20 protein-coding genes are annotated in these 20,338 nt (G+C 41.4%); 13 read left to right on the forward strand and 7 right to left on the reverse strand.

Translation table 11 applies throughout. The features are described from left to right. Positions 1-46 precede the first annotated feature (46 nt). A complete protein-coding gene (locus H2245_RS11235) occupies positions 47-1,042 on the reverse strand; it encodes a diaminopimelate dehydrogenase (RefSeq protein WP_182407500.1) in 996 nt (331 codons plus the stop codon). 884 nt (positions 1,043-1,926) lie between these two features. On the opposite strand from H2245_RS11235, the gene H2245_RS11240 reads away from it, so the two are divergent. The 3 genes from H2245_RS11240 to H2245_RS11250 all read left to right on the forward strand — a co-directional run bounded on the left by H2245_RS11240 (position 1,927) and on the right by H2245_RS11250 (position 5,657). Next, positions 1,927-3,258: a cytochrome c gene (locus tag H2245_RS11240; protein ID WP_182407502.1), complete on the forward strand. Its 1,332-nt coding sequence runs from the start codon at positions 1,927-1,929 to the stop codon at positions 3,256-3,258. An 86-nt stretch (positions 3,259-3,344) separates the two neighbouring features. Then, entirely contained in the window at positions 3,345-4,958 is a 1,614-nt protein-coding gene (locus H2245_RS11245) for a flavin monoamine oxidase family protein (RefSeq protein WP_182407525.1), read from the forward strand. A 48-nt stretch (positions 4,959-5,006) separates the two neighbouring features. Further along, the gene (locus H2245_RS11250; RefSeq protein WP_182407504.1) at positions 5,007-5,657 is read left to right on the forward strand and encodes a cytochrome c; all 651 of its coding nucleotides are present in this window, start codon (positions 5,007-5,009) and stop codon (positions 5,655-5,657) included. 18 nt (positions 5,658-5,675) lie between these two features. Here H2245_RS11250 and H2245_RS11255 read toward each other — a convergent pair whose 3' ends face one another. The 6 genes from H2245_RS11255 to H2245_RS11280 form a co-directional block, all read right to left on the reverse strand. Then, positions 5,676-6,425: a PAP2 family lipid A phosphatase gene (locus H2245_RS11255; RefSeq protein ID WP_182407506.1), complete on the reverse strand. Its 750-nt coding sequence runs from the start codon at positions 6,423-6,425 to the stop codon at positions 5,676-5,678. Positions 6,426-6,473: 48 nt separating this feature from the next. Next, positions 6,474-6,917, reverse strand: coding sequence for a diacylglycerol kinase (locus tag H2245_RS11260; RefSeq protein WP_182407507.1), 444 nt, complete (start codon positions 6,915-6,917; stop codon positions 6,474-6,476). A gap of 123 nt (positions 6,918-7,040) precedes the next feature. Beyond that, complete coding sequence (locus H2245_RS11265) at positions 7,041-8,348, reverse strand: HAMP domain-containing sensor histidine kinase (protein WP_182407509.1); 1,308 nt, start codon at positions 8,346-8,348, stop codon at positions 7,041-7,043. 38 nt (positions 8,349-8,386) lie between these two features. Beyond that, complete coding sequence (locus H2245_RS11270) at positions 8,387-9,070, reverse strand: response regulator transcription factor (protein WP_182407510.1); 684 nt, start codon at positions 9,068-9,070, stop codon at positions 8,387-8,389. A 41-nt stretch (positions 9,071-9,111) separates the two neighbouring features. Beyond that, the gene (locus H2245_RS11275; protein WP_259365204.1) at positions 9,112-10,824 is read right to left on the reverse strand and encodes a phosphoethanolamine transferase; all 1,713 of its coding nucleotides are present in this window, start codon (positions 10,822-10,824) and stop codon (positions 9,112-9,114) included. Positions 10,825-11,259: 435 nt separating this feature from the next. Further along, complete coding sequence (locus H2245_RS11280) at positions 11,260-12,186, reverse strand: glutaminase (RefSeq protein WP_259365205.1); 927 nt, start codon at positions 12,184-12,186, stop codon at positions 11,260-11,262. 445 nt (positions 12,187-12,631) lie between these two features. Between H2245_RS11280 and H2245_RS11285 the strand changes: the two genes are divergently transcribed. The 10 genes from H2245_RS11285 to H2245_RS11330 form a co-directional block, all read left to right on the forward strand. Next, complete coding sequence (locus tag H2245_RS11285) at positions 12,632-13,240, forward strand: cytochrome b/b6 domain-containing protein (RefSeq protein WP_182407512.1); 609 nt, start codon at positions 12,632-12,634, stop codon at positions 13,238-13,240. 29 nt (positions 13,241-13,269) lie between these two features. Then, positions 13,270-13,944 (forward strand): response regulator, encoded by a 675-nt coding sequence (locus H2245_RS11290; RefSeq protein WP_182407513.1) that lies wholly within the window; start codon positions 13,270-13,272, stop codon positions 13,942-13,944. A gap of 70 nt (positions 13,945-14,014) precedes the next feature. Then, positions 14,015-15,475, forward strand: a complete 1,461-nt coding sequence (locus tag H2245_RS11295) for an ATP-binding protein (RefSeq protein ID WP_182407514.1) — start codon at positions 14,015-14,017, stop codon at positions 15,473-15,475. A gap of 117 nt (positions 15,476-15,592) precedes the next feature. Continuing rightward, entirely contained in the window at positions 15,593-16,189 is a 597-nt protein-coding gene (locus H2245_RS11300) for a hypothetical protein (protein WP_182407515.1), read from the forward strand. Beyond that, complete coding sequence (locus H2245_RS11305; RefSeq protein ID WP_182407516.1) at positions 16,182-16,499, forward strand: hypothetical protein; 318 nt, start codon at positions 16,182-16,184, stop codon at positions 16,497-16,499. Before H2245_RS11300 ends, H2245_RS11305 begins: the two co-directional genes overlap by 8 nt. A 60-nt stretch (positions 16,500-16,559) precedes the next feature. After that, complete coding sequence (locus tag H2245_RS11310) at positions 16,560-17,690, forward strand: FAD:protein FMN transferase (RefSeq protein WP_182407517.1); 1,131 nt, start codon at positions 16,560-16,562, stop codon at positions 17,688-17,690. 2 nt (positions 17,691-17,692) lie between these two features. Then, positions 17,693-18,376, forward strand: a complete 684-nt coding sequence (locus H2245_RS11315) for a ferric reductase-like protein (protein ID WP_182407518.1) — start codon at positions 17,693-17,695, stop codon at positions 18,374-18,376. Positions 18,377-18,452: 76 nt separating this feature from the next. Next, positions 18,453-19,151, forward strand: coding sequence for a VIT family protein (locus H2245_RS11320; RefSeq protein ID WP_182407519.1), 699 nt, complete (start codon positions 18,453-18,455; stop codon positions 19,149-19,151). A 32-nt stretch (positions 19,152-19,183) separates the two neighbouring features. Continuing rightward, positions 19,184-19,351 carry a Fic family protein gene (locus H2245_RS11325; protein ID WP_182407520.1) on the forward strand — a complete coding sequence of 56 codons (168 nt, stop codon included), beginning with the start codon at positions 19,184-19,186 and terminating at the stop codon, positions 19,349-19,351. 63 nt (positions 19,352-19,414) lie between these two features. Beyond that, the coding region (locus tag H2245_RS11330; protein ID WP_182407521.1) for a phosphatase PAP2 family protein at positions 19,415-20,338 on the forward strand (924 nt) is incomplete at its 3' end.

The following is a 20,338-nucleotide window of genomic DNA, read 5'->3' on the forward strand; positions in this document are numbered from 1 at the left end:
GCCTTAATGGTTTGGTGCCTTTTTGTTTTTAGCTCAGAGCGAGCGTTTACAGCAGTTCTTTACGCAGCTCTGCTGGTGTTTTAGGTGACAATAAGCTCGGTGCGACGTCGAGCACGGTTTTCGCGCCGGTCTCCCCTGCCACATTCATCTTATAGGTGGCGCGGGCGTAGGCCACAAGCACGCTGGCGGTAAACTCAGGGTTACTGCCGAGCTTTAATGAAAACTCCAATACTTGGTTATTTTCCTTATTGTCAATGCCGCTTACACCACTGCGAATGACGAAGCCGCCATGGGGCATGCTGCGATGCTCAGACTCAAAAGTCTGTTGGTCGATAAAGTTCACTGTAGTGTCGTAATCGGCAAAATAATCCGGCATGGTCACTATGGTGTTGCGTACGGCATCGGCATCAGCTCCGTCTGCCAGAACGATATAGCATTCGCGGGTATGCTTCTCACGGGTGGTTAAGGTTGGCTGCTCACCATTGCGTACTCGTGCCATAGCAGGTTCTGAGGGAAGCGTATATTGTACGCCAGATTTAACACCATCTACGCGGCGTACCGCATCTGAGTGCCCTTGGCTTAAGCCTTTGCCCCAGAAGGTATAGGTTTCGCCGACCGGTAAAATAGCTTCGCCGTATAAGCGGTTGATAGAAAAAAGCCCAGGATCCCAACCGACGGACAACATAGCGACTTTATTCGCTTTCTTAGCAGGCGTATCAAGTGCTGCAAAGTATTCAGGAATCTTAGCGTGAGTATCAAAGCTGTCGACGATATTAAATAAGCCAGCGAACGCTGGGCCTTGCTCCGGCAAGTCAGACTTGGAACCGCCACATAAGATCAGCACGTCTATATCATCTTTGTATTGTGCAATATCGTCCATGGCGTACACGGGCACGCTTGGGTCAATCAGGGTGACGGAGGCGGGCTCTCGGCGGCTAAATACACCGACTAACTGCATGTCTGGACTTTGCTTAATGGCGGCTTGGGCGCCGCGGCCGAGGTTGCCGTAACCGGCGATGGCGACTCTAATTACTGGGGTCATTATGATTAGCCTTACATTGGTGTAGCGGACAGTCAGTGACTGCTGGTGTGATAGTTATCAAGTGATACATGCTGTGTAATATGAATTTGCAGAAATCGCACTTATTTTAAATGATTACTATTACAAGTGATAGCCTACTTTGTATATTTGAATCTATCTTTATAAGGCTACTGATTGAGCCAACCTATAAATTACTCGTTGGTATTATTATTGGGATAAAATAGAGAAGGTCAGTAAAAACTGGGACTATAACTCACTGTTTAGTTCCTACAGTGCCGTCCACAATAAAAACATCATCTGATTTCACAGTTAAAAAACTATGAAGCCAAGCTCATTAAGTACACTCAGATATACACTGATGCAATTTAATAGCACACATCCATTGAAATAACTTAGGCTAAAACCGAATATCCAAGTATTAATTAGGGAACCATGTTTATTAAAAGCAAACATAAGCCCTATTATTTCAAATAATCTTTAACAATTAAATACTGACTATTTAAAAACACCTCTTTTTTGACGGCAGAAGCTTATTTCACCATCAATTTTCCTTCCTTGAATTTTCTCTTTTTTCAGTTTTTTAATGCCTAAATTATTATCAAGTTACTAATGCAAACATTAGTAATTTACTTAGGTTGTCATAAATTGAAAATTCCACTTCTAGTCTCTCTTCGCAACTTCAGCAACAATTTTTTCTTATACTTTAGATTGCATAATGAAAGATTGGAGACAGTAATAAAATTAATAATTTAGAATAATTCTTTACTCGAATTTTGTATGACTTGAAGTTATTTACGCTATGATAATTAGAACCGTTTATTTTAATAAAAGTGTTGCAAGGTCATTCATCTTCAAGCAGTTTTTGCTAGCCCTGTGAGGATATTATGAAGCCAATATCTGTAATATTATCAGCACTTACACTAAGTATGGCTTCCAGCGCTGTCATGGCGGATAGCGTACGCCTGCCTCATGCGACGAGTTTACCGAATGTCAGCCCTGCTAACAGTAATTTGGCCAATCGCGGGGCATATATTGCCCGCACTGCTGACTGTATGGCGTGTCATCGCGAGGACTATAGCGGTGGCGTCGCCATTGAAACGCCCATTGGTAATATCTATTCAACCAATATCACCCCTTCCACGCGTTATGGTATCGGTAACTATACTGAGACTGACTTTAAAAAAGCGCTGAAAAAAGGTCGTGCGCCCACTCATCAGCTGTATCCTGCTATGCCATATCCGTCTTATCATGGCATAAATGATGCTGATATTAGCGCCTTATTTGCTTATTTCCAGACGGTACCACCAGTAGAAGCAGCTCCTGAAAAAACCACGCATTTACCGTTTCCGTTAAATATTCGTACGCTAATGTTGGCTTGGAATGTGATTAACGTACCTTCTACCGAAAATCGCTCAGGGCTCACCCAAACTCAGCAACGAGGTGAATATCTGGTTAATAACTTAGAACATTGCGGCACTTGTCATACGCCGCGCAACCTCACGCAAGGTCTAGATAAGGACAAGTATTTATCCGGTGCGCCACTGGGTAAGTGGTATGCGCCTAACATTACGCCAGATAATGATAGCGGCATCGGGCGTTGGAGCGAGCAAGATATTGTCACTTATCTACGTACGGGTATGCTGGATAAACGCGTCTATGCCGGTGGACCTATGGCTGAAGCCGTTGCTCACAGTACCCGCTATCTCACCGATGGCGACTTAAGCGCAATGGCAGCTTATCTAAAAGTTGTCCCTATCATTAAGACTGACAATCACGTGATACCTGTAGATACATCACGGCTACCCAGTCCGGTTAGTCGCTCTATTACCTACAATTTAATCGAACAAAAAGACTATCTGGCGCAGGTAAAATCTACGACTAATACTGATTCTAATAACGACCGAAATTCATCAAAAGCGCTATATCTTGCCGCCTGTGCTAGCTGTCACGGTGTAGATGGCTACGCGCAGCCTGATGCACGTTATCCTTCTATCGTAGGACTGAGTAGTATTCGCCGCGCTAAACCTGATGCGCTAATCAATGTCATTGCTTATGGCGCAAAAGGGGCATTAAACACAGTACCCAAAATGCCAGGCTTTGAGAAAGAATTAAGTCATGCTCAAATTGCGGGTATCGCTAATTATGTGCGAGTAAATTTCGGTGGTCTACCAAGTAGTGATGTGAGTGCTGCTGACGTCAAACGCATACTAAAGTAAGTGATTTTAACTTAGCTTTAAAAACGCCAGTCACTATCTACTTTCATGGAAGAAAGCTTTATAACAAGGATAATAAAATGAACGATATGAACGATAGGTTTCAATCGCCTACCCGGCGGCAGCTGCTCTCCATGATTGGTAAGACCGCAGGGGCGACAGCAATGTATCAGGCGATGACCACGTTAGGCTTTGCCTCTGAATCTAGTTTTAAACAAGAGATGAATTTAAAAGGTGCGCCTGCTGGGGCTAGTATCGTTATTCTTGGCGCAGGACTTGGTGGACTGACTGCCGCTTATGAGCTACGTAAAGCTGGCTATAAAGTCACGGTTCTTGAGTTCCAAAATCGCGGTGGCGGACGCAGTTGGACATTAAATTCTGGTGATAAATATACGGAATTGGGTGGTGGCGAAGTAACCTGCAACTTTAAAAAAGGCAACTACTTTAACGGTGGACCGTGGCGACTTCCCGTTCATCATTATGCTGTCTTTCATTATTGTAAAAAATTTGGTGTGGCATTGCAGCCTTTTATCCAAACCAATGACCGCGCCTATTTACATCGTACCACGCATTTTAATGGCGCGCCTCAGCGTTTAGGCGAAGTGCAAAGCGACATCCGTGGTTATGTCTCAGAACTATTATCCAAAGCGGTCAATACCGGCAGCCTCGATAAGACGGTCAATAAAGAGGACAAAGAAAAGCTGTTAGAAGGGTTAAAGGGCTGGGGTGTCCTTGATAACAATTATCGCTATGTTAAGAGCCATGATACCAGTAAGCATCGCGGCTATAGCGTTTATCCGGGTGGCGGCTTGATGCCTGATGCCAAACCTTCGACGCCAATACCGATGGATAAGCTATTAAATTCAGGTATGTGGTCGGATATTTATAGCAATTATACGATTTATGACCATCAACCAGCGATGTTCCAACCTGTCGGCGGTATGGGCAAAATCGGGGATGCCTTCACCCGCGAATGCCGAGAGTTGATTACGTTTAATGCCAAAGTGACTAAGATTTATCAAGATGAGAGTGGCGTCACTGTCGATTACGTCGATAGCAGCAGCAATAGTAACAATCCTGTTGGCGCAACCAAAACCGTGCGCGCAGATTGGTGTATCTGTACCATCCCACTATCCGTATTGACCCAAATGGACATTAACGTCTCCGCACCGATGAAGCAAGCCATGGCAGCGGTACCCTATGACAGCTCATACAAAGTAGGCTTAGAGTTTAACCGCCGTTTTTGGGAAGAAGATGAATGGATTTATGGTGGTATCACTTACACCGATATGCCAATTACCCAAATCTCCTATCCCTCACACGATATGTTTACCACCGGCTCAGGTGTGCTGCTTGGTGCTTACGGTTTTGGCGAAGCGTCCTATAAGTTTAATACCTTAAGTCCAAAAGAGCGTATTAATGCCGCCTTAGAGTATGGTAAATATATTCATCCACAATACACTAAAGAGTTCCGCTCTGGTACCTCGGTTGCATGGCATCGTATTCCATGGTCGCTTGGCTGCTATGGTATTTGGAGTGAATCAAGCCGTACTCAATATTACGATACGCTGTGTAGTATTGATCACCGTATCGTGTTGGCAGGTGAGCATTGCTCGCATATTCCAGCGTGGCAAGAAGGGGCAATTTTATCCGGTATGGATGCGGCAAGTCGGCTACATCAAAAAGCAAAAAAGATTGGTTAATAGGTAAAATCATGAAGGTGGGTAATTATAATAAATTCAGAGGTAATCATGGATATGATCAAACCAAACCTGCTTGTTATGGCTACGATATTGACTATCGGAGCTACCGTTGCGCTATCAGGCTGTAGTCGCTATAACAAAGACCAAACCGCACAAACAGCCATCCTTGCCAATCTGCAAGCCGCACAAAACGTATTTGATAATCAAGCCAGTCGCAATAACGGCGCGTGGGGTGCAGTCTACATGACGAAAGAGGAGCTGAGAGCGCCTCCAGCTAATATCGTTAATTTCAACTTGATACCGAAGATGGCAGAGGATGTTAAGCTGCAAAAGTGGCTAGCAAAATTTGAAGGTAGTAGTGAAGGTAAAAAGGGGTTTATTACTACTAATGGCAAAAAGCTCTATGATGATTCCTGCGCTGGCTGTCATATGTCAAAAGGCGAGGGCGCGATAGGAGCAGGCTATTATCCGCCGCTTAAAGACAACAGTAAGATGGAATCTAAATATTATATTATCAGCGTGGTCGTTAATGGATTACGCGGAATGCCCTCATTTCACAGCATGATGAGTGATGCGCAAATAGCCGCGGTCACTCAATATGTGCATAGTGATTTGAATAATTTTACCGATACCGTCACCGCAGCTAACGTGGCACAGTTACGCCATGACTTTCCACCCGGTTCTGACCCAAGTGAGTAGATATACTCTACTGCTGATTCAGCATAACTCAATAGTCTTAGGGAAAAAAATCATAGCGATAACATATGCTATGGTCCATGACAGCAACATTGATACTAAGGTATGACTAAAAAAATGATCGCCAATGAGCATTTTATAAAGCCCCATAGTCCAGCCTAAGATACTTGCTAAAATAATAATGTTGACTTGCTGCTTTTTTAGACTAGGTAAATAGGCAAAGCCATATAAAGCAAAACCGGCACTGGCATGGGCAGCCGGAAAACATCGTGTTGGCATCATAATGTTCATGTCTTGCCAAAGGTTTAGATAAGGCAAGTCTCCGTTAAAAAGACGTAGCTGATTTGGGCAGCTAACATGTGTGATCCCTTTGAGTGTCGCAATAAGCGTAGGTACCACAATTAAGATAATTAACAAACAGCTTATTTCACGAAAAGACAATGCTATAAGAAATCTATTAAATTTAGAGTAGTTAATGGAAGGAGTAGCGTTCACAAGTTGTCTATATTTAATCATTAAAACGATCATTAAAACGATCATTAAAACGATCATTAAATAAACAGCTAGCAATATTAAGAGCAATTTAGGGAAATCATAAAAAATAAAAGCATAAGGCTGTGCCCCTTTTTCAAGTAACCAATGTCCATTTGCATAGAAAAGCTCACTAATATAAACATCTAGTTGGCTATGCTCAAATGTCAAAGCCACAATAATAGTTGAACACAGTAGTATGAGCCAACCCCAATGAGATGGAGTGTTTGCTATAGTCATTGATAAGCCTTATAAAGTACATTAACGTGCGATATACCTAAGTATTACTTAATACAAAAGTCTAAGTAATGCCATTAACCATAGAATTAACAACAGTAATAGCGCCAAAAACTGTGCAGCAGAACCAACGTCCTTAGCTATTTTCGCGAGTGGATGTTGGTCTGTTGAGGTATGATCAACGCTGGCTTCAATACCTGTATTAAAGAGCTCGACGATAAGGGATAAAAAAGAGGCGAGTATCAGTATCATTGTTACGCTGATATCAAAAGGGATAAATATTATGGCTATAAACAATATAATATTCAGCCAAAAAACTTGTCTAAAGGCTGCCTCATACTTGTAAGCGGCTTTAAAACCATCTAAAGAATAACCAGTGGCTTTAACAATACGAGAAAACCCTTTCTTGCCTTTATTCTCATTCGCATAGCTATCGGGTGCAAGCAGCTGATTAGCTTCCGTTCGAGTTTTAGGTTTAGATTTGATTTTATTCATATTGAATGCTTAATACTCATTAACATTGAGGGATGCTATCTTTATAAAATTAGTATAAGACAATGGCTATTAAGAAAGCGTTAAGATAGCTGAAGCATGAAGTAGCATAAGGGTTTATAAGTGTTACTTATTATAGTAAATACTAAACGTGCTGCCACCAGTCTTATTGGCTTGGTGCGTTAACTGCCAACCCATATGAGCCGTGATTCGTTGCACAATGCTTAGACCCAGACCTGTTCCTTCTGCCTGATTGCCTGTATTGATATCACTCAGTCGCTCAAATCTCTCATATAACAGCGGCATCATCACTTCAGGAATACCAAGTCCTGTATCAGTCACTGTTATCTTTTTAGCATCAATAGTCACGAGCACTTCACCATCATCTGTGTACTGAAATGCGTTTTTGATTAAGTTTCCCAATGCCATTTTTAGTAATTCAGGTCGCACCAATGCCACATAATCTTCATTAGCAATGATTTTGCAACTCACAGGTTTATGGCGTAGCAAATATTTTAAGCGTGTCACTTCGCTAAAGGCGATGGTATTAATAGACGTTTTTGGTGTTTCTAGCTGTTCAGGAGCGCGCGATAAGAGTAACAATGCACTGATGATTTCGGAGGTTTCTTTGGCGGTAGTACTGATACGATTGGCGAATTCACTCAATCGACTATTGTCTTCCAGCTGTGAGGCTAACACTTCAGATGCGCCCATAATAATGGTCAATGGGGTTCGCAACTCATGACTGACATCGCCTGTAAACAGTTGCTCGCGTTTTAGATATTGCTCTAGTTTATGATTTTTCTCATCAATAGCTCGTGCTAATACGCCCACTTCTGAAGGTAAGTGCGTTAACTCAGTTAAGTTATCATGGTCGGTTTCTACTGCTTTTTTCAAATCTAATAAAGGCTTGATGATTTGCTTAGAAGATAAGTGAGAGAATAGGGCTGCGATTAGCAAACTCAAAACGACAGCAAATTTCAGCGCATCAGCAAAGATATCTTCTAAATTTTCGAAGATTGCTAAAACGGGATAGTTTTCCATCACCATTTCATTACCTTCTAAATAGGTTAAAATATAATTTTGGTCATTTTGTCGATAAGCGAAAAAATGCAGATTAGTCTCCGTTTTACCTGCTTTATTACTTACAGTGACACGTATCTCTTGGACGGTTTCGTTTGCTATCGCTTTTAAATTCTCGGGCGCATTATCATAACGGTAGATTTTAATATCAGGATTGGCGACATAAATAGGCTGCTCACCCTGTGTTTCTTGACTGAGTTGTAGCTGTTGTAGAAGCCGACCTTTGACTAATTCTTGTTCGATGCGCATCTCAGCATATAAGAATATACTGACGAAAGTAACACATAGTAATATGGCAAATACTAAATAAGAGAGACGAAGTTTATTGGCTATAGAGTCTACATGAAACATAGTATTTACTTATTCAGATGTAAAAAAGAGCTGCATTATTAATGCTCAGGGTCAATTATCTGATAGCCAACGCCTGGTATGGTCATAATCATAGGCTTGGCAAACGGCTTATCAACCTGCGCACGGATGCTATGTAGGTGGGTGCGCAGCGCATCACTACTTGGTATATCTTGTCCCCATACCTTTTCCTCTAGCTCTGTTTTGCTGACCACGCGCGGCGATGCGCTCATCAGCGTCTGTAGAATTTTGAATCCGGTAGGAGTCAGTTTAACAAGCGTGTTTTCACGTTTGATACTGTGTTCAGCTGCGTTAAGAGTCAATGCCCCTATTTCTATACTATGCTGAAAATGTTCATCTTGATAGCGACGTATTAATGCTTTGATACGGGCTTCTAGTTCGACCAGTGAGAATGGTTTAACCACATAATCATCAGCACCACTATCAAACCCTGCAACTTTATCCAAGACAGTATCACGGGCCGTCAGCATTAATACGGGCGTTTTATCATGTAAATTTTCTCTAAGCTCTTTGCACAGTTTAATACCGTCCATACCCGGTAACATCACATCTAACAATATAACGTCATAACGATTATTTGCAGCTAATGCTAAGCCACTATAGCCGTTATGGGCATTATCAAGCTCAAACCCCTTTTGTTCAAAAAAGGCATAAATATTAGCCACAATATCGGGATTGTCTTCAATAATAAGTATCTTGTACATAAAGGTCTCGCGTTTGAGTACTTATGTTCTTAATCAGACTGTTAATCTGCTGTCTTAAAGAAAGTTGGGGCTGATGCCACTTCTTGGGTCATCACACCAAAGAAGCTAAGCAAACTCGGTGTAATAAAATCGTGTGATACCGGCTGATTGGTCATATGAGATAAGCTATTGCCATCGATACTATTACTCGTGGGTGACCAGATAATAACAGGGATTTTCTTTTGCGCATCGGGCGCTATGCTGTATGGAAGACCATGCAAATACACATTTTTTTCGCCAAGACTTTCCCCATGATCACTAATATATATCATCATTACATCATAATCTTGCTGATAGGGTTTGAGCGTTTTAATAACATTATCTAAGAAGTAATCCGTGTAACGAATCGCATTGTCATAGCCGTTAATAACCGACTGAGTGTCACACTTAGAAAGCTCATTGGTCATGCACACAGGCTTATAAGCCTCAAACGCTTGAGGATAACGTTTGTAATACGCAGGGCCATGATTGCCCATTTGATGTAGTAAAACTAGCGTATCTTTTGGCGCTGTGTTTGATTTAACCAATTTATCAAAACCATTAAGCATGCCAATATCTCGGCACTCAACGTCACAATTGGAATTTAACTCTGGGGTTTTATAGTCTTCAAAAATGACACGGTCTGCCACGCCCTTAGAGCTAGAATTATTGTCTCGCCAAATAACATTGACACCCTGTTTATGTAACGTATCTAGCACATTCTCATTATATTCCGCAGTATCGACATCGTAGTCTTCTCGGTTCGCATAACTGAACATACAAGGCACTGAATACGCTGTAGAAGTCCCACAGGAAGCGGCGTTTTTGAAACTATAAATATCAGCTTGCTTGGCAAGCAGGGGCATCGTATCGCGCTGATAACCATTTAAGCCAATATGATCAGCTCGAACGGTTTCTCCTACTACAAAGACCATTAATTTAGGTTTGGCTGTTCTACTCATTGTCGTTCGCTTTGCATCGGTTGCATGCAGTATGAGCGCATCAGGACGGCTTAACTCATCTACATAATCTGTACCCAGTTTAATAACGGAATAAATAGGAGTAATTGGGTTGGCATAATAACGGACCTGTTTGTGTTGACGAAAAAAACTTGCGTATTGATCACCAAATGGAACCAGACAAATTGCTATTAACGCCACAGATAACACTAAGGTAATCGCTTTTTGTATAGTAGCTTGTCGCCAAGAGAATCTTTTTATACGAACCCTGCTAAGAATAAAAGCGGGTATGACGCCTAATAATATCAATCGAATAATAAAGCTGGGTGCCATTAACCCCATCGCTTCAGCTTGGTCAGTCTGTAAACTATTGACTAACATATCACGGTCAAATATTGTCCCGTAGGCGTCAGTAAAATAGCCACAGATGGCTGCAACGACTACCATGATGACCAGCACTACTTTCGTTGTTGAACGATAGCAAAATAGCTGTAGCACCAACCACATTAATCCAAACAGCAAGCCTGTAAGAGAAAATATGAAGCCTATATTTGTGCTCAAAGGATAGACACTCAGAACTTGCTCAAAAAATCCAATATTTGCGGTAGCAACTAGATATAGCGCAATCACGACAATAAGATAATTAAGATTAATCTCACGGTTATAGAATTTACTACTATCGTTGAGTATCTTTTTATTTTTGGCAATGCTGACTTTAGCAGTACTGAGCTGATTGGCTTCTGTTGTGCTTGTATTAGGAGTTGTCTGTCTGGACATACACGAACTTCTTAATAGAATGAAAAAGGGTGTCATCTTTTAAGGTAGCAAATACGACGTTAAGAAGATGTTAAGAGGATTCTGGAGCAAATTGAACCACTTTGATTATATTAAAGAATCTTCTTTGTTAAAGACTCTTTTTTAAATAATACTGCTGTAACTTAATACCTGTTTAATTCCTTGTCCTATATTTTTTTAATGACATATTCGGTAATCATGCCGATTTATATATATATTTAATGTTGTAGTTATTAGTACATTATAAAGCCAGGTTAAAAGATAGTTAAATCAGTATTGAGTTCACTATAGAGCACCGCTGAAAATGTACAATGACATTTAACAGCGGCTTGCATGACAACAATTAGAGAAATCCAGTCATCTGATTTTTAGACAATAAATCTGGTCATACTCAATTAAAAAATTAAGTTGCAGTTTTTAATGCGAAAAAACAGACCAGCCCGTTTTCTGTACCAGCATCTCTAATGCTTTTGACCCAAGTTTGGAGTTTCCGACATAATCAAGCCCTGGTGACCATACAGCAATGGATCCTTTACCTGGCGCTATCGTTAATATACCCCCACCAACTCCACTTTTACCCGGCAGACCGACCCGATAGGCAAACTCACCAGCACCATCGTAATGACCGCACATCATCATTAACGAATTGATCCGTCGAGACTGCTGTGCATTAATCACCCTTACCCCTGTGTGTTGATTGACACCATTAGACACTAAAAAAAGACCTGCACGGGCTAACTGTTGGCAATTCATTGCAATTGAGCATTGATGAAAATAAACCCCCAGTACTTTATCCACATCGTGCTTTATATGACCAAAGGACTTCATAAAATGCGCTAATGCCGCATTTCGATCTCTGTGCTCCATCTCAGACGCCGCCACTCTATGGTCGAAACGGATCGAATCATCGTCTGCAATAAAGTGAACAAACCGAAGAATTTCACCCAATGTTTCTTTAGGCTCATGCCCCATCATAATGGCATCCACCACGGCAATCGCACCGGCATTGATAAATGGATTACGCGGTCGACCAGATTCATTCTCCAATACCATGATCGAATTAAAGGGATCGCCAGATGGCTCACGACCAACATGTGTCCAGATCCCATCACCTAACTTGCCAAGACCGATAGTTAAAGTAAATACTTTGGAGATACTTTGTATCGAAAACAGTGTGCTCGCAGCACCTGCTGTATATACCTGCCCGTCAGGTGTCGCTACTGCAATACCAAATTGATTTGGATCGACATGCGCCAATTGTGGAATGTAATCGGCTACTTTTCCCCGATCGGTTTCAAGGGTCATCTCTGCGGCAATATCATCAAGAATCTGTTGCATATTCATTGTGTGACCGTATTTCAGCTGCGTTGTTAAGTAAAAAAGATTTTAACTGAATATAAGGTTTTAAGGATAAGAAAATTGTATTTGGATTAGGACGTATTGAATTGAACTGCTCTGAGTCTATCGGAGACTGAGCATTCTAAGAAAATACGACAATAAAAAGATCTGCACTACTGAGGTTTCAGCGGCGAGCTACTATCCTTCTACATGAACAGCTATTCAAGACCGTGTTGTACCCAAGTTCATGTCTACGAGACTATAGGTTTTATGACATATTAACTACTGCCTAGTAATTTAGCTTCCTAAGCTTCCCTTAAGGTTCGTTTGTTGTAATAGATATAAGACAGACGGAGTCATCTCTAGTCTGCTTACGATATTTGGCTTAGTTTTATTTTTTTGCAGCAGAATATCGTCAATAAATAAGTGTATCACTGAGGGAGTGACGACCATGAGCCACAATAACACAACTAATTTGATTCATAATTCTGATTTAATGCCATCAAACATCCCTAAAACTAAACAAGTGCGCGTTTGGGATATTTTAGTCAGAATCACACACTGGACGGTCGCTGCTGGTATTTTTGCCAATCTACTCTTTACTGAAGACGGTAGCGAGCTGCACGAAATTGTAGGCTATACCGTTGTAGGGTTAGTGGTAATACGCTTGCTTTGGGGTCTAGTAGGAACACGCTATGCACGCTTTAGTAATTTTTTCCCCACACCGACGCGACTTAAACGCCATCTTGCTGACTTAAGTGCTCGTCGCGTTGATGAAGAGCATCTTGGACACAATCCCTTAGCAGCTCTTATGATGTTTACGTTATGGGCAGTGATTATAGGTTTAGGTTTGACCGGTTATCTGATGGAAACAAAAATTCTTGGCAGCAAAGATTTAATGGAAGGTATTCATGAATTCTTAGCCAATAGTTTATACTTGCTCGTACCGCTGCACATTGTCTCTGCTATTGTTGTGAGTTATTGGGAACGGCAGAATCTGATTAAAGCAATGATAGCCGGTAATAAAACGGTAATAGATAAGCCGTCCACTATGGAATAACATGAGATAAATAAAATGGTGGCATACATATGGCACGTATATTATTGATAGAAGACGATAGCAACATTGCTGAGGGTATTATCCTCGGCTTAAAAAGTCATGGCATGATGGTTGATTGGTTCAGCGATGCTAAGCAAGGTGAAATGGCGCTGCAAGACGGTATGTTTGATGCGGTGCTGCTTGATTTAACCTTGCCAAAAGGTGACGGGATGACCGTACTACAAAACTGGCGAGCCAAACAGATAGATACGCCTGTATTGATTATCACTGCTCGCGATGCCATTGCCAATCGGGTGGCGGGGCTCAATGCCGGTGCTGATGATTATTTGGTCAAACCGTTTGCATTAGATGAGGTCATTGCCCGTCTACAAGCATTGATAAGGCGCAGTCAAGGTAGAAGCCAATCTGAAATCCTTTATGGCGAGGTGGCTTATCAGCCTCATACCCAGCAAGTCTCTTATCAAGGTCAAGTTGTTGAATTGACTATTAAAGAAGTGGCAATATTAGAGCAAATGCTGACCCATCCTAAACAAATACATAGTAGAGCGAGCTTAGAAGACAAACTGTATGGTTGGCAACAAGATATCGAAAGTAATGCCATTGAAGTACACATTCATCATTTACGTAAAAAATTGGGCAATGATTTTATCTTGACCAAACGTGGTATCGGTTACTATCTTAATCCCGCTTATGATCCTCACTAACGATAGCCTCAACTACGTTTAGCTTGTTTATTTCATCTCTCTTATTTAACATATGAGCAAATATGAGCCTATGAAAAGTATCCAGCAACGGTTGTTAACTTCCTTACTAATTGGTCTTCCTTTATTATGGATACTCACCTCCAGCTTTATTGCGTGGCGATTATGGCACGAAATCAACGAGATAAATGACACTCAAATAACTCAAGTTGCCCGCTATTTAATAGGTGTCGCTCCTAAAGAAGATAACGATAACGACGATTATGAGCAAGAGGATAGTAAAGGTAAAAAAAAGCGCCCGGCCAAAATATATAACTTAAAAAGTGAGCTACTATCAGGTGACCTTGGTAATGCCAAAGATGACTATATGGGCTTTGCTATTTGGGATAAAGACGGACGTCTATTAATGGCGGATGAAAATGGGCAATCTTTTGCTTTTTTAGCTGACCAGCATGGCTTTGTAGAAGCGCATGATTCTGCGTATCAGCGCCTAAACCCATTCAGTAAGCGCTGGCGTTTATTTTATGTGCATGATGACCATGACTATAAGCATAAAAGTCAGGTGATTGCTGTCGGTCAAAACCTTGATTCTCGCCAAGAGATGATTGTCAGTGCCATGACTGTGCAAGTGCTACCGATGTTGGTTGGATTATTAGCATTTATCGGTTTGGTAATTTGGTTGATTCGGCGCGGATTTATGCCGTTAACTCAAATCAGTGCCGAGCTTGAACAACGTCAGCCACAAGATGATAGTCCTATTACCGCAGATGTACCTAAAGAGATTCAGCCTTTGGTGACGGCATTAAATATTTTATTTGTTAAAGTAGCGGAAACTCTAGCACGTGAGCAACGCTTTACAGCTGACGCCTCGCATGAGTTACGAAGCCCACTTGCAGCATTAAAACTACAAGCGGATTTATTAGAGCAGCAGCTATTACAGCTGTCTAGTATAGAGGACGATAGCCTGCTGTTTTATCATACTCAAAAAATTAGCAATGGCATTGAGCGCGCCACTCATTTAGTTGACCAACTGCTGATTTTAGCCAAAATAGAACCACAACAACAATTGCCGCCTGAGCAATTAGAAAAACCAGATTGGCTGATGCTCACAGATATTGTGCTTAGTGATGTCAATCGTTTGGCTCGTGAAAAACATATTCAATTAAAACGCACCGTATTCTGTGATAATCCTGCCGATATTTTGCCCATTCTTATCAATCCAATATTATTCAAATTATTAATCCGAAACTTATTAGACAATGCCATTCGCTACTGTCCTGACGGCTCTTTGATTGAACTTCAGTTAGATATCAATTCCATTAGAGTAATAGATAATGGCTTAGGTGTAGAGCAACAGCAATTAGCGCGTCTGAGTGAGCGCTTTTACCGCCCAGCAGGTCAAAGCCAATTAGGTAGCGGCTTAGGACTATCCATTGTTAATCGAATTGCTGAGCTGCATGGTCTGAGAGTAGAGTTTGCTAATCGTTCCGTACCAGAGAATGGTTTTATCGCAATGGTAAGCAATAAAAAATAACCATCAAACGCCCTATAAAAATACTATAAAGAATTAAAACGCATTCTCTTAAGCTTGAGTTAATATTCACTCCGTATGCTACTTGTATTCCCTAATGATATATACGGAGTACATATTATGAGCTTACCTCTATTAAAACCCCTGTTATTGACTGTCGGTGCTACTTCATTGGTGTTTTTTGGTGGCGTCATCGCTTTATCTATCCAATCGCCAACCGTTGATAGCATCCAAGCCGCAGTAAATACTGTGAGTCAAAATTCTGACATGACGTCTTCTTTATCCTCATTTAAAGCAGTAACAAATCCACTCACACAATCTTTATCAGCTCAGCAATCCTCCCTTGCTGCACTCACTGCTGCCCAAGCAACAGCGCTTGCCAAACAAAACGCTCCTGATGCGATATTACAGGCCACCCCAGAGCTTATTAATTATAACGGTACAGTCGCTTATGAAGTGATTTTAGATAGTGGTGCCACTTATATTGACTCCAATCTAGGCGCTGTACTAAATCCGGTCACTAGCAATGGTTATGGTACAGAAGGCTTTAGTGATGACGATGAGCATGATAGTTATAAAAATGAGCATCACGATGACGATGAACATAAGGGTGAGAAACACCACAGCAAAAAACACGGCGACAAGCATTATAAAGAGAAAGGTCGTTTAATTACCACCAGTTATAAACAGCAAGATGAGGATGACTACTATGACTAATATCAAATCACATCCGACCCAAGCTGGTAATAGAGCTTCTAATCAGACAGCTAAAAAATCTGATCCTTTTGCCACCCTTAAAAGCAGCATTATGATTGTCTCAATAGCAGGCACTATGGCCGGGTGGTTAATACTACTCAATCAAGAAACTGACACTGCGCCTGTGAATACCGCCATGTTAACTGCGGTTACTCCTAAAGATAGTAAGGAGTCAACGCCACCTACTAATATCAATCAGTTGCGGCAGGTCAATGAAGTCGCGCCTGTTGAGCAGATAGATGTCGTCGCTCGTACGCGTTCTTCTCGATAAATGAGAAAAAATTAACAGTTATTAAACTTTGGTTTTTTGGTAAAAATAGAGAGGTTTCGAATGAAAATAAACGAACCCAATAAAACTACGCCGCAATTGGTAACTTTTGACATACTAGCGATGGGTTGTCATATTCAGGTCAGTTTGAATATTAAAAGACTGAGCACGCAGTATTCAAAGACGGAAATAAATAACCGGATTGCCTTGCTAGCAAGTGATGTTCAGCAGAAATTGGCTCACTGGGAACACGTTTTCAGTCGTTTTGATGATACCAGCGAGCTGATGAGACTTAATCAGCATACTGACCAATGGACTGATGTGAGTGCAGAGTTATTTGAGGTCTTACAGCGTGCGATTCAGTTTGTTCCAAAAACCCAAGGATTAGTGACACCGACCTTACTTACATCCCTGTGGGCAGCTGGCTATAAGCATTCATTTGAAACTTTGCCAAAACTGTCTATGCCATCCATACCTTTTACTAACCTAAGCGATACATCAAATATTAACTTAAATGTTAAAAAAAGTTTTCAAGATACCCCTGTAGTCAACTATGGCAATCAGAATATAGAACGTATTCAGCTTCGCCGACTAACTGACGGAAAATATCAAGTATATCTTCCATCTAGTATGGCACTAGATTTGAATGGTTATGTCAAAGGCTGGTGCGCCATGCAGTTGGCTGAATATGTTAGTCAAATCCATGATTGGCATCTACCCTGTTTAGTGGATATGGGGGGCGATATCGCAATTGGCGTTCCAAGAGACCAAGTAGATAAACCAATTACTTGGGGGATTGCTATTGCTAAACCTTATTTTTCTAATGATGAGCAGGTTCACGATGATGAAGATGTCGCGATCCTTAAAGTCAGCTCTGGGGCTGTCGCCACGTCTGGGCAAGACTATCGTCGCTGGTGGCATGATGGTCGCTGGCAACATCATTTAATCCACCCTCATTATTCTCGTCCGGTAACAAGCGATGTGCTGACCGCAACCGTACTGGCTACGGACACCATGACAGCAGAGGTATACGCTAAATACTGTGTGCTACTTGGTGTTAAAGCGGCAACAACATGGCTTAACAAACATCATATTGCGGCGCTGTTAATTGATACTGATAACAACGTGATTACGACATCTGCTGTTTATCCATATTTAGTCCAACCAAACTTGATTGATAGCATAGGAGCATAGTTATGAACATTGACAATCCTACCAACAGTCAAACTGTTTTCAAAACAAATCTTTTTATTCAGGCTTTATGGACTGTATTGCTGTTAAGCATTGCTGTCGGATTCGGCAGTTATGCGCTATTAATGTGGGGAGAAACCGTTTCTCAACTATTAACAGCCACAGATAAGAACTTTTGGTATTTATCACGAGCAAGTGGTGTTATTGCCTATACTTTATTTTGGCTAGCAGTCGTTTTTGGCTTGTTGCTGAGCGCGCGATTAGGTAAGCACTTTAATGCCGCACGAGTATTTGCCTTACATCAGTATTTAAGTCTGGTTGCGGTGGGCTTTGCAGCTTTTCATGCAGGAGTTTTGTTAGCAGATAATTTCTTAAATCTGAACATATGGCAAATTTTATTACCTTTTGGTTTTCAGACTGAGCGTGTGGGCGTTGCATTAGGGCAATTGGGGTTCTGGCTATTATTCATCTGCGCTTTTAGCTTCTACGTTAAGCAGTATATTGGGCAATCAGCATGGCGTTGGCTGCACTTTCTAACTTTCTTTGCTTATATGTTTATTAGTATTCATGTCTTTATGGTGGGTTCTGACAGTCGCGCACTGCCTTTATTATTGTTCTATGCCGGTAGTCAAACATTGGTTTTTTTGCTTATCACTTATCGACTTATTGTTTTAAATCACACTACATGACTATTCATGAAGTGGTACAACGTTATACCCTACATTAATCTATTCAAATTTGTATCTCCGTAAGTTGAGGGTATCTATGCACTATTCTATTCATGATGAGCCGCATTTAAGCAATCGCAATCATTGGTTAAGAGCGGCAGTACTGGGTGCAAATGATGGCTTGATTTCAACTGCCAGTTTACTAGTCGGCGTTGCGGCAGCAAATCCAAGCAGTCAGACGCTGCTGCTGACAGGAGTAGCAGCACTAACAGCAGGCGCTCTATCGATGGCGGCTGGTGAGTATATTTCCGTATCATCACAAGCCGATACCGAAAAAGCGGATTTAGACAAAGAGCTGCATGAGCTGACGTATCACGCTGAGCGCGAACTGTTTGAGTTGACAAAAATTTATGAGACACGTGGGCTTGATCATGCCTTGGCTCATCAAGTTGCCGTCGCCCTAACTAAGCATGATGCACTTGAGGCGCATGCTCGTGACGAAATAGGGTTAAATGATCTCAGCCAAGCTAAGCCCATTCCTGCATCAATTGCCTCTGCGTTAGCTTTTATCACCGGAGCGATATTACCTGTTATAGGTATTTTGATATTACCAGCGCGCACATTGGTATGGTCATTATCATCTTTAACTGTAGTTGGTTTAATTCTACTTGGTATTATCTCTGCGCGCTTAGGTGGCGCGCCTGTTATTCCTGCTACTGCTCGGGTGGTGATTTGGGGCGTCTTGGCTATGGTAGCAACGTCGTTGATTGGGCACTTATTTGGGGTAGCGGTATAATTGCTTGCAAACTGCGAAGACTACAGGTATTAATGAAAAATATCTATGGACAATCGGCGCTGATACGTAGGGCTGTTGCTTACTTTGACTTTGTATATATTCATCCGCTAGCAGATGGCAATAGCCAAGTGTATCGCTTCTTGATTAATGAGCCGATTATCCTGGTTATATCGCAAGCCATTGCCAAGCATCATTCATAGCGTTATGCCTATAATGAGTATATGAGTATATGAGTATAGATCAACCAAAAGGAATACTGTGCAATGCCACTTACCTTTATACAAGACTATCAGCCGCTGTCCACCGTTAGTCTTCTATTTTTCTTTATAATTATTCTTTTGGTAATATTGCAATACGTGATCGTCCGCTATGCTGAATCTATTTTCAATAAATTAAGATATTACTGGTTGATGCTTAGGCGTTATCTCGGACAGAATATATTTCTGATTGGAGTAAAAAATAAGCACCCAAAAAGCTATCATTTTTTATCACAACGCTTTGATAGTCGCCATTTTTATGGCTTGCCTCTGACGCTTCTATTTGTGCTTATGGGGTATCTCGTGTCATGGTTCATCGGTTTGGTTGAAGATGTTATAACATTACAGCCTATCGTGGATATGGATTATTTCGTATCGGCGCAGATGAGTCAATTGCAGGACTCTCCCATCATCAAGATTTTTGTCGTTATAACTAGCTTTGGGTCTACAGCGATAACCTGTTTGGTTATACTACTAACTATGCTTACTTGTTGGTCGCTTCGTCAACGCTATGTCCTCATTGGATTGCTCATCGCGACATTAGGTAGCACTACCTTTACTTTCTTAAGTAAGTCCCTATTTCAACGTGCCAGACCTGATAATATATTGTTGGTTGAGCGAACGTATTCTTTTCCAAGCGGTCATGCGACGATTACCATTGCTTTATATGGGTTTATTGCTTACTTATTGATTCGATTTAGCCAAAAATTTATTCAGCAGGTACGCATTTTTGTCTTCGCGGTTTTTTTTGCGATACTGATTGGGTTCAGTAGAATACTTTTAAACGAGCACTATTTAAGCGATGTAATTGGCGGCTATTTGGTAGGCGGATTATGGCTGACGGTAGCAATTAGTATCACAGAGTGGCTAGCGGCTATTGATAAAATCACCTGGTGGATAGAGTGGGGTACCTCGCGAATTTATATGCTT

The organism is Psychrobacter sp. GP33, from assembly GCF_014119005.1.
Taxonomy (GTDB): Bacteria; Pseudomonadota; Gammaproteobacteria; order Pseudomonadales; family Moraxellaceae; genus Psychrobacter.

What these genes read in the sequence shown, in the direction of transcription:
- H2245_RS11235 (WP_182407500.1), bottom strand. Translation starts at nt 1,042, where the DNA reads ATGACCCCAGTAATTAGAGTCGCCATCGCCGGTTACGGCAACCTCGGC.
- H2245_RS11240 (WP_182407502.1), top strand. Translation starts at nt 1,927, where the DNA reads ATGAAGCCAATATCTGTAATATTATCAGCACTTACACTAAGTATGGCT.
- H2245_RS11245 (WP_182407525.1), top strand. Translation starts at nt 3,345, where the DNA reads ATGAACGATAGGTTTCAATCGCCTACCCGGCGGCAGCTGCTCTCCATG.
- H2245_RS11250 (WP_182407504.1), top strand. Translation starts at nt 5,007, where the DNA reads ATGGATATGATCAAACCAAACCTGCTTGTTATGGCTACGATATTGACT.
- H2245_RS11255 (WP_182407506.1), bottom strand. Translation starts at nt 6,425, where the DNA reads ATGACTATAGCAAACACTCCATCTCATTGGGGTTGGCTCATACTACTG.
- H2245_RS11260 (WP_182407507.1), bottom strand. Translation starts at nt 6,917, where the DNA reads ATGAATAAAATCAAATCTAAACCTAAAACTCGAACGGAAGCTAATCAG.
- H2245_RS11265 (WP_182407509.1), bottom strand. Translation starts at nt 8,348, where the DNA reads ATGTTTCATGTAGACTCTATAGCCAATAAACTTCGTCTCTCTTATTTA.
- H2245_RS11270 (WP_182407510.1), bottom strand. Translation starts at nt 9,070, where the DNA reads ATGTACAAGATACTTATTATTGAAGACAATCCCGATATTGTGGCTAAT.
- H2245_RS11275 (WP_259365204.1), bottom strand. Translation starts at nt 10,824, where the DNA reads ATGTCCAGACAGACAACTCCTAATACAAGCACAACAGAAGCCAATCAG.
- H2245_RS11280 (WP_259365205.1), bottom strand. Translation starts at nt 12,186, where the DNA reads ATGAATATGCAACAGATTCTTGATGATATTGCCGCAGAGATGACCCTT.
- H2245_RS11285 (WP_182407512.1), top strand. Translation starts at nt 12,632, where the DNA reads ATGAGCCACAATAACACAACTAATTTGATTCATAATTCTGATTTAATG.
- H2245_RS11290 (WP_182407513.1), top strand. Translation starts at nt 13,270, where the DNA reads ATGGCACGTATATTATTGATAGAAGACGATAGCAACATTGCTGAGGGT.
- H2245_RS11295 (WP_182407514.1), top strand. Translation starts at nt 14,015, where the DNA reads ATGAAAAGTATCCAGCAACGGTTGTTAACTTCCTTACTAATTGGTCTT.
- H2245_RS11300 (WP_182407515.1), top strand. Translation starts at nt 15,593, where the DNA reads ATGAGCTTACCTCTATTAAAACCCCTGTTATTGACTGTCGGTGCTACT.
- H2245_RS11305 (WP_182407516.1), top strand. Translation starts at nt 16,182, where the DNA reads ATGACTAATATCAAATCACATCCGACCCAAGCTGGTAATAGAGCTTCT.
- H2245_RS11310 (WP_182407517.1), top strand. Translation starts at nt 16,560, where the DNA reads ATGAAAATAAACGAACCCAATAAAACTACGCCGCAATTGGTAACTTTT.
- H2245_RS11315 (WP_182407518.1), top strand. Translation starts at nt 17,693, where the DNA reads ATGAACATTGACAATCCTACCAACAGTCAAACTGTTTTCAAAACAAAT.
- H2245_RS11320 (WP_182407519.1), top strand. Translation starts at nt 18,453, where the DNA reads ATGCACTATTCTATTCATGATGAGCCGCATTTAAGCAATCGCAATCAT.
- H2245_RS11325 (WP_182407520.1), top strand. Translation starts at nt 19,184, where the DNA reads ATGAAAAATATCTATGGACAATCGGCGCTGATACGTAGGGCTGTTGCT.